The sequence below is a fragment of the Maribacter aurantiacus genome (assembly GCF_005780245.1).
GTDB classification, from domain to species: domain Bacteria; phylum Bacteroidota; class Bacteroidia; order Flavobacteriales; family Flavobacteriaceae; genus Maribacter; species Maribacter flavus.
Window position 1 is genome coordinate 171,950 of the sequence record NZ_VBUK01000002.1, and the last position, 12,146, is coordinate 184,095.

Sequence of the window (12,146 nt, forward strand, 5' to 3'; positions counted from 1 at the left end):
GGTATTTTGGCCCTATTTATTGAAAAGTAGTTTGATTTTATGACCACCCAAGATTTGGTACAACAAATCCGTATGAAAAAGTCCTTTCTGTGTATTGGACTTGATACGGACCTAGAGAAAATCCCGCCCCATTTATTGCAGGAAGAAGACCCCATTTTTGAATTCAACAAGGCCATTATTGATGCTACGAATCATCTATGCGTGGCCTACAAGCCTAATATTGCATTTTATGAAGCTTATGGTATAAAAGGATGGAAGTCCTTGCAGCGAACCATTGATTATTTGAACGAGCGGTATCCGGAGCAGTTTACCATAGCAGATGCAAAACGAGGGGACATTGGAAATACTTCGGCAAGATATGCAAATGCTTTTTTTGAGGATTTAAATTTCGACTCCATTACGATTGCCCCGTACATGGGCAAAGATTCCGTGGAGCCTTTTTTAAGTTTTGAAAATAAGCACACTATATTACTGGCATTGACCTCCAATGTTGGGGCCTTCGATTTTCAAACAAAAAAAATAAATGGCATTGAGCTTTACAAGGAAGTGCTAAGAACTTCCAAGACCTACAAAGGAGCCCATAATTTGATGTATGTGGTTGGGGCGACCAAGTCGGAATATTTGACGGAAATCCGTGAAATAATCCCCAATAACTTTTTGTTGGTCCCAGGGGTAGGTGCCCAGGGGGGAAGTCTTGAGGTGGTCTGTGAACATGGAATCACTCCAGACATTGGATTATTGGTCAACTCCTCCAGGGGAATCATATATGCTTCCACAGGAACCGATTTTGCCAAAGCCGCCGCAAATAAGGCAAGTGACTTACAAGTTCAAATGCAAAAAGAATTGGAGTCCAGAAACTTGCTTTAAATCAAATTCTCTAGGGACTTTTGGATTTTTTCGGCCCTCAATTCAAAAAACTCGCTCAACTTGGTATTGGAATATCTCATTTTAGAGGCTTTCTCAATGAAGTTTTGGTATTGATATTCCAGCAATGTAATAACGTTTGGTTTTGCCGCGATCGGGGTTACAGTTCCCACTTTACAATATTGCTTTTCCATAGTAGTAATTTTGTTCTTTCAAATATACGCGCACAATCGTCATTTGGATGTTACCTCACTATGTGAAACAACTAATAATTGGGTAATTTGTCTTTTTTTTAACATTGACCATGTTAAAAATTCAAAAAATCCTAGAGTTTTAGCGTTAATTGTAAGATTGGAAGGTTTCAATTACGAAAGAATAATTACATTGTGTGGCTTTTCCCAAAACGGGATAAAACGAACCAATTGTTACATTACAAATCATACAGGAACGCCAGCTCATTGCCTTGGGTAACCTTCATAGATGGGGCAGGAGGGATCTTCCAGGTATGGGACAAACAACTTCCCGAATTTAAACTTCATTATAACGTATTAATAATCGAATTAAAGGAAAAGAATGGCCTTTCCCATTCCTTGGATGAATTGGATTTAGATGCCATATCCAATGGCATTCTTCGTGTATTGGAGGATAACAATATTGCCAAATCCCATTTCATTGGCCTTTCCCTGGGTACTGTATTTGTCAACTATTTTTCTTGGAAATATCCTAAAAGTGTGGATTCCATGATATTGGCGGGGGCCATTACCAAGATAAATAGGCGGCTTCGTTTTTTATTCAAGGTAAGGAGTGCGTTCAAGTCCGTATTTTCTTCAACGGCCCAATTTGGGATTTTCTCTTATTATCTTTTGCCAAACAAGAACCACAGGGAAACTAGATTATTTATAAAACAACAGTCCACGACATGGAAGGAAGAAGAGTTTTTGAAATGGTCAGAATTTACGCGGAAGCTAAACCCAGTGTTGAATTATCTATATTCCGATAAAACGGAAATACCCACCTTATTTATTATGGGCGAAGAGGATAAGGTTTTCCTTCCTTCGGTAAAAAGAATAGCATCCAACAAATCCGATGCTTTGCTCTTTATCATTCAGGACTGTGGGCATATTGTCAATATGGAACAGGCGATGCTTTTTAATAGGATGGTCATTGGGTATTTGACCGGGTTGGAGCAGGCCACTAAAAACGGGAAGCTAGGTGTAGGAGGCAGAATTAGCTTAAACCCTACAACAAAGGAAACCGTTGAAAAACAATCGAATTTATTATAAAGGTATTAAGTCCATAAAATCATTATAGGTTTTGATTTCTTGGTCATTGTACTAAATGGAGTGGTTTATACTTTTCAAATTGGCTAAAAAATTCCAGAATTGCACTTCCTCCGCAGGCTCTGGACACTCTCTTTCGAAAGCCCACAGGGCTTCCCGTTCGAGCGGCCCTATCCTTTTCTCACTTGGTAGCCCTAATATGAAGCTCAAAAAAGTCTTTATCTGGGCAAAATGCTTTCCATACTTGCCTGCGTGCCACAGGTAGGCAGGTTCGCTTCAATCCAAAAAAATTAAACCGTTTTAAATAAAAAAAACCGGTGCTCCCACCGGTTTTTAACTAACTAACTCAAAAAATACTAACTCAAAAATTTGAAAAAATAAGAATTATCTTTAGTGGTGAAAACACCTATAATAAACTGATTTATAAAAATTTAACGTAGAATAATTTGATTTATTGTTTCCGCTGTAAAAAAATTAATCCTGCAAGGCGAATACCTTGCGGAGTAAATCGGTAGTTCTTGAAGCCACATTGGTTCTTATTTCCTTCTCTTCCAAAGCAATCATGGTAAAAACCCCATCCAGCGCTTCTTGGGTGACATAATCCGTCAAATCGGGATTTACATCATTTGTCAAGGGAATAGCGTTGTACCTGTTTATTAGATTGCTCCAAATCTGGTCCGCGCCTACTTTTTGAAAAGAAGATTGGATGACCGGGTTGAACTTATCATACAGTGCTGTTCTGGTCCGCTGCGTTAAGTACATTGTGGCGGCATTGTCATCGCCCAACAAGATGGTTTTGGCATCATTAAAAGTCATGCCTTTTACGGCATCTACGAAAATGGGAGTGGCTTCGGAAACAGCGTCTTCGGCCGCCCGGTTCAATACCCTGAGTCCTTCATCGGCCAAGTTTCCCAGGCCAATATCCCGTAGTGTTTTGTCTACTTTGCGAAGCTCTTCCGGCAATAAAATCTTAACCAGTTCATTTTTAAAAAATCCGTCCGTTTTGGTTAGCTTACTTACTTGTTCCGAAATTCCTTTTTCAAGTGCGGCTTTAAGACCATTCGCAATCTCAGCGTTCCCCAGTGTGGTGCCGGAAGGCAATTGATTTACCACTTGTTGCAATTCATTGCAGGAAACCGTGATGAATAGGAGGGCAATTATCCCAATTTTCTTAGTCATATTGAGTATATATTGGTGATTAAAAAGGTTTACGAGAAAATTACGGTTTTATTGTTGTACACCATCGTTTTTCTGAGCACATGCAGTTTAACGGCCCTGGACAGTACAATTTTTTCCAAATCCCGACCTTTGCTAATAAAGTCCGATATGGAATGCATATGCGAAACCGGGGCAACGTCCTGCTCTATAATGGGACCCGCATCAAGTTCTTCGGTCACGTAATGGCTGGTTGCCCCAATTATTTTCACACCCCTTTCAAAGGCCGCATGGTATGGCTTCGCACCGGCAAAAGCCGGTAAAAAGGAGTGATGGATATTTATGATTTTATCCGGATACAAATTGATCAATTTCGGGCTGACAATTTGCATATACCTGGCCAATACGATAAAGTCAACCCGATATTCATTGAGCAGTTCAACTTGTCTATTTTCCGATGCATCCCGGTTTTCTTTGCTAAAGGGCACATGATAGTAAGGTAAATCGAATTGGTCCGCTACATATTTTAGATCGGGATGATTGCTTAGGATAAAAGGGATTTCCACCGGAAGTTCCCCGGAGTGAAACCGACTCAAAAGGTCATAGAGACAGTGGTTGTACTTGGATACAAAAAGAGCCATTTTGGGCTTTTTGCTATCGGTATGTAGACTCCATTGCATTTTATACTTATGGGCTAACTGGCTGTCGAAGTTTTTTTGGAGTACGGCCAAATCCACCGTCTCAAAATCACTCTCCAATCGCATGAAAAAGACATTTGCCGTTTTATCCACATGTTGATCTAAATAAACGATATTCCCCTTGTGGGCATGAATAAATCCGGTAACCGAGCTAATGATTCCCTTTTGGTCTGGGCAGTTGATTAAAATAATGATTTTCAAAACAAAAGATTTAAAAATCAAAAATACGCCATTCACCTAAAGCAAAACTACCAAAAGCAAGTTTCGTTTATACGGTATGTAGATCGATTATGTGATTTTCCCTATCTATGGGATACCTTCCACTTCCTGTAATATTTTCGAAAGCTCTTAAGTTCGGAGCGAAGAAGGTTGATATATTCCGTTTCCTTGACCCCATCCATTTCCAATCCCAAACAATAGGAATTGATGTTTCTGATCATAATGTTAATAAAGGAAAGATTTTGCAAGCGTTCAGAGGTTGATCGTGAAGATTCCACCAAGGCAATTTTTTGAGGGATTAAAATGGCATCCGTGAGAATGGAATTTGCAATAATATCCCTAAGGCTGTTGCTTTCATACAGCCTCAAAAGGTCTTTGTTGAAGGATACGTAGGAGGCAATTTCCCTGCTCATTCTGCAGAGCTCCAAGGCCTTTCTGTAAACCGGAATGTTTTTAAGATTTTTGTGGGACATTTCAAGTACATTAAACTTAAACTATTATAAAATTACTACAGGTATATCTTTTGCCTCTTTTGTATTGAAAGCAAATTTTTTATATTACTTTATATTCGAAATTATATTTATTAAAAAGTTTATGGACATAAAGATTGATAAACTTAATTGGAAAATTCTGGAAAAGCTACAGGCAAATGCTAGGGAATCCTTTGCGAATATTGGCAGATCTATAGGTTTAACGGCACCCGCGGTTGGGGAGCGCATCAAAAAAATGGAAGATTTGGGGATTATCACAGGGTATCATGCCAAGGTTTCCCATTCCCATACGGGTCATCAATTGAAAGCTATTATTACGTTAAGGGCCTTTATGGGCAAACTAAAGCCTTTTTTGGCAATTGTGGACTCCTTTGACGAAGTAGTCAACTGTTATAGAATTACGGGAAATGAAAATATTGTCATGGAGGTTGTTCTAAAGGACCAGTTTCATTTGGAAAAATTTATCGATAAATTGATACAATATGGTGAAACACGAACGAATATTGTTCTTTCCCAAGTAATATCGAATGCTCCTATGAATCCTGTCAGGAAATTGGAATAAGTAGATCGTATATCAAGTTAAAAAACATTAGAAGCACATTTTAAACATTAATTTTTGGCTAGATTTTTGTTGTAGATTTAAATATGAAATGAGCCATAGCAAGTCTTGATACCCACTAAGATAGTTTTTGGTGAATTGCATCTGACCTATAAACAACAATAGAAATAAACAGATGAAAAAAATACTACCTCTAATTTTATTGGTACTACCATTGACCATTTTTTCGCAGGAAGTTAAAATCGCCAAAGGAACCATCAACGATAGTTTAACGATTAAGGGAGAACCCAACGAATACTTTTCCCTGTACCTGCCTACAAATTTTAGCATGACACGTGCATGGCCCGTTCTCTTTCTTTTTGATATGAAAGGTGAAAGTAGGAATACAATGGCCATGTTTACGAATGCAGCTGAAAGGGAAGGTTACATTCTTGCGGGTTCCAACAATTTAAAGGATTCCCTGAGTCTCTCCCAAAATGTGTTAATCGCGAACCGAATGATCAACACCATATATGAAATGCTTCCGGTCCATAAAGAGCGAATATATGTAGGAGGTATAGGGGATGGAGGTAGGTTTGCCACATTGATGCCAACGTTTATTAAAGATATAAAGGGCGTTCTTTCATGTGGGGCCGCAATTGCGAATACGGAGGTTCTTACTCGCAAAAATACTTTTTACTTTATTGGTATTGCTGGCAGATCTGACTATAATTATAGGGAACTATTGGAAAGTAAAGTGATATTGGACAACCTTAAATTTCCCAATTTATTGCTATTTTTTGAAGGAGAACACCAATGGGCTCCTATTGATGAAAGTGCCTTTGCACTTAGGTCGTTTACCTTATCAGAAATGGCAAAAGGGACTATACCCAGAAACGATAGTTTGATCAACGATTATTTTGAAAGTTCCTTAATTAGAGCGAATGAACTTCTTTCAAATGATAAGCCCCTTTTGGCGGAAAATGTATTGGATAACGCCATACAGGTCTATTATCCTTTTGGGGATTTGGACTCTCTAAAAACATCCAAAAAGGTACTTAGAAGGAGTAAAACCTATAGAAGCAAAAAGCGTAACCAAGGGAATTTCTTTTTAAAGGAAACACTCACCAAGGAAGATTATGGTTATTATTTGGAGGAGGATGTTTTGACCTACAATTATAATAATTTAGGTTGGTGGAACTTTCAAATGTCGGAGTTGGACAAAATGGATAAAAGCGGTAACGAATTTGAGAGACGTATGGCAAGTAGGCTTCGCGGCTTTTTAAATGCATTGATTTCGGATAGCATCAACATCATAGCCACCGATAAACAAGTTGATTTGGAGGCACTGAACTTTCTCTACCAGCTAAAAACCATTACAGAACCAAGGAATCCTGAAAATTACCTAAAGGTCATTTCCTATAGTGCACTCGTTGAGGACTACGGTACGGGCATTTTCTATTTGGAGGAATTGTTGAAAACCGGATATAATAATAAGGAGGAGCTTTATGGTCTTGAGAACACGGCCCTCTTTAGAATTTCACCGGAGTTCAATGCCGTTGTTGCCAAATATTTAAAGGATGCCCGGTACGGACCTGTTGAAAAAAACTAAGAAATATTGGGATGAAGATGGGTATTATGCCGAACCGTTTAGTTTTCATTCTATAGGATTTCCGCTTCGGCTTTTAAACATTGAAGTTGTCCTGTAGTTCTTACCCCTTAAATCCATGCATGGTATAGTACGTTAAAAATCATGTGGTATTTTTGTATAAAAATAGAACGATGTATCGATTCACAGTTTTTATTCTTTTGGCCATTTTTGTTGTGGTAGGATGCAAGGAAGCAAAGAAATATCACGATGAGAAGCCAAATTTGGTCGCTAAGGCGCCTACGGATAAGATTGCCGATATCTTGGCCCACCAACAAAAGTTGAATGAAGAATTCAGAGATCCTGAGGAGTCGCCGTTACCTGATAGGTTCCGAAAAGATTTCAATGGACTTGATTTTTTCGCACCGGATACCAATTATGTAATCGAGGCCGATTTTATCAGGACCCCGGATGCAGTACCTTTTATGATGCCCACCACTACCGATAGGCAGTCTGAAGAAGTGGTCTATGCAAAGATCCGATTCGAACTTCATGGGAAGACATTTGAATTGGAGGTATATCAGAACGCTGATCTTATAAAGGAGAAAGGATACGAGGATTACCTTTTTCTACCCTTTACGGATCTAACCAATGGGGAGGAGACGTATGGTGGGGGGCGTTACATGGATTTGAGGATTCCAAACGGAAATAGGATAACGATCGACTTTAATAAAGCCTATAATCCCTATTGTGTTTACAACAAAAAATATTCCTGTCCTTTGGTTCCTGCGGTAAATCATTTGGATACAAGAATATTGTCGGGTGTTAAAGATTTTGATAAAAATTAAAACCCGGTGTATTCACCGGGTTTCTCAACTTAAACAAAAATCAATTAGTCCTTAATATTTTTGGCTTAGAATGAATAGATGGCTGCGAGCGCGAAAGAAGATAAGCTGTTAGTTGTACCTCCATTGCTCTCGAAGAAAGGTTCGTTATCCTTGCCAAAACTATCCAAACGAATTTCTGGTTTAATTATTAAATTTTCTTTGCTATAACTTCCGGTTAAGGTAAGGGCTGTAACAGGAACATCATCGAAACCTTCTTGAGTATAGGCAAAATATTCACCTCGTAAGCCTATGGCAAAACTATCCGAGGTAGTAACTTGTGGATAAATTGCGGCTCCATAGAACCCGCTATTTGTTTGTGAATTGTCATTATATGCAGCATTGATTCCAAAGAAAAAGTTATCGGAAAGATCAAAACCTCCGGTATAGTCAATTTCAAAACCTAGACCTCCAGCTACATCACTACCACCATCATAATAAAGATTTATATACTGACCATAAAGACCTAATTGACCTCCTACGGCATAAACACCTGAAGCACTTATATCATTGGTATCCCAAGGATTGGTAATGGCAAGCATTAAACTTACATCATCCGAAAAGGCGAAATCAGCCTTAGCACCAAGGTGTGAAAAGGGACCGTTTGAGAACAAGTATGACACACTATAATTGAAGTTTGCCGCAGGAGCAATAACTTCATACCCTACCCAAGTATTGAAACGACCAATGGTTAAGGTAGTTTTATCAGAAACATTCCAATAAGCATAAGCTTGGTTTATGATTCCATTTAAGACATCATTATTGAAAGTGGCCTCTGTACCTCTAGGTCCAAATACAAAGTCCACGACGACACCCGTTTTTCCCATGTCATAGGTCCCAATTAAATTGGCCATACCCAAAGCAAATCCAGTTTGGTTCGCAAAAGATGTTGGTGTAGCAGTTGTTGCATCACCACCATCTTTAAAAGTAGTTCTGTAATATGCATCAATAGAACCGCTCAAAGTGAATTTTGAACCACTTTCCTCTTCCTGTGCCGTTAAGGTAACTGCTGAAAACAGCGCTAATGTTGACAAAAAGATATTTTTTACGAATTTTGTATTTATAATCTGTTTCATATGTTTAAATTTTCAATCCCTCTGGGATTATTTTTTAAGTGATTACTTGTAAATAAATGTGAAAAGGTTATGTAACGGAGCGTTTGGCAGAACGCTCCGTTTTTTGTTCAGAATTATTAGTGCTGGTTCATTCTAAAGTCGGCATAAGCATCCATTCCATGCTCATGGATATCCAGACCTTCCAATTCCTCATCCCTTGAAACCCTAAGGCCAAGTGTAGTTTTAAGCACTCCAAGAATGATACCTGCAGATACTACACAGAAGGCTCCTATGATCAATACGCCATATAATTGTGTCAATAACTGATCGATTCCTGCCTTGCTTCCAAAAATACCCACGGCCAAGGTTCCCCAAATACCACAGATCAAGTGTACTGCAATAGCACCAACGGGGTCGTCCAATTTTAATTTGTCGATCAAGGCAACACCAAAAACTATTAGGATTCCGGCAAGTACCCCAATGATTACGGCCTCATTGGGCGACATTAAATCGGCACCGGCCGTAATGCCTACCAAACCGCCTAGAATACCATTAAGGAACATGGTAAGGTCCAAGTTTTTGTAGAGGATGGTTGAAGTAATCATGGCGCCAAAACCACCGGCAGCGGCAGCCAAACTTGTGGTTACCAAAACCAAGGAAGTCAATTCAGGGTCTGCTGAAAGTACGGATCCACCGTTGAAACCAAACCATCCTAACCAAAGGATCAATACACCCGCTGTTGCCATTGGTATGTTGTGACCTGGAATTGCGTTCGGTTTGCCATCCTTGCCAAATTTTCCTATTCGTGCACCCAATAGGGTAACCGCTACCAAGGCTGCCCATCCACCTACGGAATGGACCAAAGTAGATCCTGCAAAGTCATAGAATCCCCAGGAATCCAAGAATCCGCCACCCCATTTCCAAGCACCTACGATGGGGTAAACCAAACCTACATAAACAATCGTAAAAATCATGAAGGAACCAATTTTGATACGTTCGGCAACGGCTCCGGATACGATTGTAGCAGCTGTGGCAGCAAACATGCCTTGAAAAAGAAAATCCGTCCACCAAGTGTAACCACCATCCGCATAATCAGGGGTCATACCACCTTCCGGGGCGGCAATTCCAAATCCTGCGAATTTTAGGAATCCTGCATCCCCATCCTCAAAACCGGGATACATTAAATTAAAACCAAAGGCATAATACAAGAGCAACCCTCCGGTGATGATAAATATGTTTTTGAATAAAATATTGATTGTGTTTTTTTGTCTGGTTAGACCTATTTCCAAAAAGGCAAAACCTGTATGCATGAAGAACACCAATGCGGTGGCCAACATCATCCATACGTTATTCGCTGTAAATAATCCTGCGTCCATTTTTTTAAGTTTTAGTTAGTTGTTTTTTTAGTTGATACCCGCTTGACCGCTTTCCTTTGTCCTGATTCTGTAGGCTTCGATGACATCGGAGACAAAGATTTTACCATCCCCAACATTGCCTGAGTAAGCTGTTTCCAAAATAGTGTTCACTGTTTTTTGTGCAAATTCATCGGATACTACAATGGTTAGATATCTCCTTTGTATATCTGTGGTGCTATAGGAAATACCACGATATACATGCCCTTGTTTTTCATTACCAACTCCCGTTACATCCCAGTAACTAAAGAAATTGACCTCAATTTGATGTAAAGCCTCTTTGACTTCATCAAACTTGGATTTTCTGATAATTGCCTCGATTTTTTTCATTGTACTGATTGTTTTAGATGGACCAAATGTATGTTAAAAATATTAACACCCTATAATTTGAAGGGGTAATGGTCCTATTTTTATGTTTATAATAAATAACCCCCCTAAAAATTATAGGTATATATATTTGCGAGGTGTTATTTTGTCAATTTGCCCGTCAAAATTTGCTGTGGATAGGTGTAAATTGAAAATAATGCAGAAAATCAGCTCTTTTTAACTTGAATTGTTTGAAAAACAATTAAAATGTCAAAAAAATGTTGAGATTTTAGAATAATTGGGGATACCGTTACAATTATAACAGTTTGCAGACATAAAGGCCTGCCGCTACGGCTAGTATACCTATTAGTATGCTCAAGGCTAGATAGGCCGACATATAAAAAATGGAATGTTCCTTTAACAGTATATGGCTTTCGAGGGCAAAGGTGGAAAATGTTGTAAAGCCACCACAAAAGCCGGTCGCCAATAATAACATATGACTTTCGGAAAGGAAATTGTTCTTTACGGATATGCCAATCAGTATACCTATTATAAAGCAACCGAGAATATTCACTAAAAAGGTCCCTAAGTAAAAATTGGGATAATATACATTTAAGGATTTGGAAATTATATAGCGAAGAAAGCTACCAAAACCACCGCCTAGAAATATCAGTAAAAACTGTTTCATGCAGTTAAAAATAATGCAAAAGTTGGAAAATAAAGCATTTTCTTGCCTGATGTGCTTGAATTGCCAAGACGAATCCCTACATGAAAATCAAAGTAATACGGTTTGGTTCAAATGACCTATCAGTATTGCCTGACTTTGTTAAAGAAAGGGTGATTCGACAATGAAAATCTTGATTGGAGTCAAAATGTGGATGTTTCATTGTTCATACCTACAAAAAATAAAACTAAACCGCTTTTTTGTAGTTGGAAGTAATTAGGTCAATTGGATAGATTACGGATTGGTTGTCTTCTGAAACCATTTTTGTAGGTCTTTTCGACTTTTTACTTGCATTTTGCAAGCTGGCTATGACCATGGCCACATTGAGTCCTATAAGTACCACCAAAATTGTAAAGAATGTCATCATAATGTTTGCCCCTTATAGATGAATAACGCAAAATTACGTTATTTGGTATATAAAACGTGAAAATCAGGGCTTTTGTTGTCAAAACGTTAATTTTTGTGGTGTACGTAAAATTTACGTTAATTCTTAAGTAAATACTTAATACAGAAAAGTATAATTATGAATATTATAAAGAATATTCCCACCCATTTTACACCTTTGTAATTTTTTTGATGCAGTTTTAGGTCCTTCTTGTACATCAGTATGATAATTATAAAGAATGTAACTGCAAAAAGAGTTGCAAATACAATTTGTCCCGTGCTAAACATAATTTCTATTTTTAGGCAAAACTAAAGTAAAACTCAAGAACTCTGATCAGTGGCCATTAAACTTGGTGAAAATGTTTTCGGGTGATAAACCCAATAAACGGAAAACCTTTGAATTTGATAAATTTGGGCAGATTCTCCTAAAATAAAATATCGATCGATGAAACATCCGTGACCGTTTTCGGGAACACATCGGAATTATTACAAGGATGTTGCATGCCAGTACTGATAAAAGCCGAAGTTTGATGGTTGAAAAACAATTA

General features: G+C 38.4%; 14 protein-coding genes. 5 read left to right on the forward strand and 9 right to left on the reverse strand.

The window, feature by feature from the left end; all coding sequences use genetic code 11:
• The first annotated feature begins 39 nt into the window (after positions 1-39).
• Entirely contained in the window at positions 40-867 is an 828-nt protein-coding gene (gene pyrF / locus FEK29_RS05920; protein WP_138257502.1) for an orotidine-5'-phosphate decarboxylase, read from the forward strand.
• Here the strand turns inward: pyrF and FEK29_RS05925 are convergent.
• Positions 864-1,058, reverse strand: a complete 195-nt coding sequence (locus FEK29_RS05925) for a hypothetical protein (protein WP_138257503.1) — start codon at positions 1,056-1,058, stop codon at positions 864-866. The genes pyrF and FEK29_RS05925 overlap by 4 nt on opposite strands.
• Positions 1,059-1,286: 228 nt before the next feature.
• Here FEK29_RS05925 and FEK29_RS05930 point away from each other — a divergent pair, with 228 nt between their 5' ends.
• Complete coding sequence (locus FEK29_RS05930; protein WP_138257504.1) at positions 1,287-2,147, forward strand: alpha/beta fold hydrolase; 861 nt, start codon at positions 1,287-1,289, stop codon at positions 2,145-2,147.
• 471 nt (positions 2,148-2,618) lie between these two features.
• Here the strand turns inward: FEK29_RS05930 and FEK29_RS05935 are convergent, their stop codons facing one another.
• The 3 genes from FEK29_RS05935 to FEK29_RS05945 form a co-directional block, all read right to left on the reverse strand.
• Complete coding sequence (locus FEK29_RS05935; protein WP_138257505.1) at positions 2,619-3,323, reverse strand: DUF4197 domain-containing protein; 705 nt, start codon at positions 3,321-3,323, stop codon at positions 2,619-2,621.
• A gap of 29 nt (positions 3,324-3,352) precedes the next feature.
• On the reverse strand, positions 3,353-4,198 hold the full coding sequence (gene purU / locus FEK29_RS05940; protein WP_138257506.1) for a formyltetrahydrofolate deformylase: 846 nt from the start codon (positions 4,196-4,198) through the stop codon (positions 3,353-3,355).
• Positions 4,199-4,299: 101 nt separating this feature from the next.
• Positions 4,300-4,689 carry a hypothetical protein gene (locus tag FEK29_RS05945; RefSeq protein WP_138257507.1) on the reverse strand — a complete coding sequence of 130 codons (390 nt, stop codon included), beginning with the start codon at positions 4,687-4,689 and terminating at the stop codon, positions 4,300-4,302.
• A 121-nt stretch (positions 4,690-4,810) separates the two neighbouring features.
• Here FEK29_RS05945 and FEK29_RS05950 point away from each other — a divergent pair, with 121 nt between their 5' ends.
• The 3 genes from FEK29_RS05950 (at position 4,811) to FEK29_RS05960 (ending at position 7,681) form a co-directional block, all read left to right on the forward strand.
• Positions 4,811-5,269: an Lrp/AsnC family transcriptional regulator gene (locus FEK29_RS05950; protein ID WP_138257508.1), complete on the forward strand. Its 459-nt coding sequence runs from the start codon at positions 4,811-4,813 to the stop codon at positions 5,267-5,269.
• Positions 5,270-5,441: 172 nt separating this feature from the next.
• Complete coding sequence (locus FEK29_RS05955; protein ID WP_138257509.1) at positions 5,442-6,857, forward strand: alpha/beta hydrolase; 1,416 nt, start codon at positions 5,442-5,444, stop codon at positions 6,855-6,857.
• Positions 6,858-7,027: 170 nt separating this feature from the next.
• Positions 7,028-7,681 carry a DUF1684 domain-containing protein gene (locus FEK29_RS05960; RefSeq protein ID WP_138257510.1) on the forward strand — a complete coding sequence of 218 codons (654 nt, stop codon included), beginning with the start codon at positions 7,028-7,030 and terminating at the stop codon, positions 7,679-7,681.
• A 65-nt stretch (positions 7,682-7,746) separates the two neighbouring features.
• Here the strand turns inward: FEK29_RS05960 and FEK29_RS05965 are convergent, their stop codons facing one another.
• The 5 genes from FEK29_RS05965 to FEK29_RS05985 form a co-directional block, all read right to left on the reverse strand.
• On the reverse strand, positions 7,747-8,793 hold the full coding sequence (locus FEK29_RS05965; RefSeq protein WP_138257511.1) for an outer membrane beta-barrel protein: 1,047 nt from the start codon (positions 8,791-8,793) through the stop codon (positions 7,747-7,749).
• A gap of 116 nt (positions 8,794-8,909) precedes the next feature.
• Complete coding sequence (locus tag FEK29_RS05970) at positions 8,910-10,148, reverse strand: ammonium transporter (RefSeq protein WP_138257512.1); 1,239 nt, start codon at positions 10,146-10,148, stop codon at positions 8,910-8,912.
• Positions 10,149-10,175: 27 nt separating this feature from the next.
• The gene (locus FEK29_RS05975) at positions 10,176-10,514 is read right to left on the reverse strand and encodes a P-II family nitrogen regulator (protein ID WP_125220969.1); all 339 of its coding nucleotides are present in this window, start codon (positions 10,512-10,514) and stop codon (positions 10,176-10,178) included.
• A gap of 292 nt (positions 10,515-10,806) precedes the next feature.
• A complete protein-coding gene (crcB, locus tag FEK29_RS05980) occupies positions 10,807-11,178 on the reverse strand; it encodes a fluoride efflux transporter CrcB (RefSeq protein ID WP_138257513.1) in 372 nt (123 codons plus the stop codon).
• A gap of 223 nt (positions 11,179-11,401) precedes the next feature.
• On the reverse strand, positions 11,402-11,581 hold the full coding sequence (locus FEK29_RS05985) for a hypothetical protein (RefSeq protein WP_138257514.1): 180 nt from the start codon (positions 11,579-11,581) through the stop codon (positions 11,402-11,404).
• Between the last annotated feature and the right edge of the window lie 565 nt (positions 11,582-12,146).

What these genes read in the sequence shown, in the direction of transcription:
- pyrF (WP_138257502.1), top strand. Translation starts at nt 40, where the DNA reads ATGACCACCCAAGATTTGGTACAACAAATCCGTATGAAAAAGTCCTTT.
- FEK29_RS05925 (WP_138257503.1), bottom strand. Translation starts at nt 1,058, where the DNA reads ATGGAAAAGCAATATTGTAAAGTGGGAACTGTAACCCCGATCGCGGCA.
- FEK29_RS05935 (WP_138257505.1), bottom strand. Translation starts at nt 3,323, where the DNA reads ATGACTAAGAAAATTGGGATAATTGCCCTCCTATTCATCACGGTTTCC.
- FEK29_RS05945 (WP_138257507.1), bottom strand. Translation starts at nt 4,689, where the DNA reads ATGTCCCACAAAAATCTTAAAAACATTCCGGTTTACAGAAAGGCCTTG.
- FEK29_RS05950 (WP_138257508.1), top strand. Translation starts at nt 4,811, where the DNA reads ATGGACATAAAGATTGATAAACTTAATTGGAAAATTCTGGAAAAGCTA.
- FEK29_RS05955 (WP_138257509.1), top strand. Translation starts at nt 5,442, where the DNA reads ATGAAAAAAATACTACCTCTAATTTTATTGGTACTACCATTGACCATT.
- FEK29_RS05960 (WP_138257510.1), top strand. Translation starts at nt 7,028, where the DNA reads ATGTATCGATTCACAGTTTTTATTCTTTTGGCCATTTTTGTTGTGGTA.
- FEK29_RS05965 (WP_138257511.1), bottom strand. Translation starts at nt 8,793, where the DNA reads ATGAAACAGATTATAAATACAAAATTCGTAAAAAATATCTTTTTGTCA.
- FEK29_RS05970 (WP_138257512.1), bottom strand. Translation starts at nt 10,148, where the DNA reads ATGGACGCAGGATTATTTACAGCGAATAACGTATGGATGATGTTGGCC.
- FEK29_RS05975 (WP_125220969.1), bottom strand. Translation starts at nt 10,514, where the DNA reads ATGAAAAAAATCGAGGCAATTATCAGAAAATCCAAGTTTGATGAAGTC.
- crcB (WP_138257513.1), bottom strand. Translation starts at nt 11,178, where the DNA reads ATGAAACAGTTTTTACTGATATTTCTAGGCGGTGGTTTTGGTAGCTTT.
- FEK29_RS05985 (WP_138257514.1), bottom strand. Translation starts at nt 11,581, where the DNA reads ATGATGACATTCTTTACAATTTTGGTGGTACTTATAGGACTCAATGTG.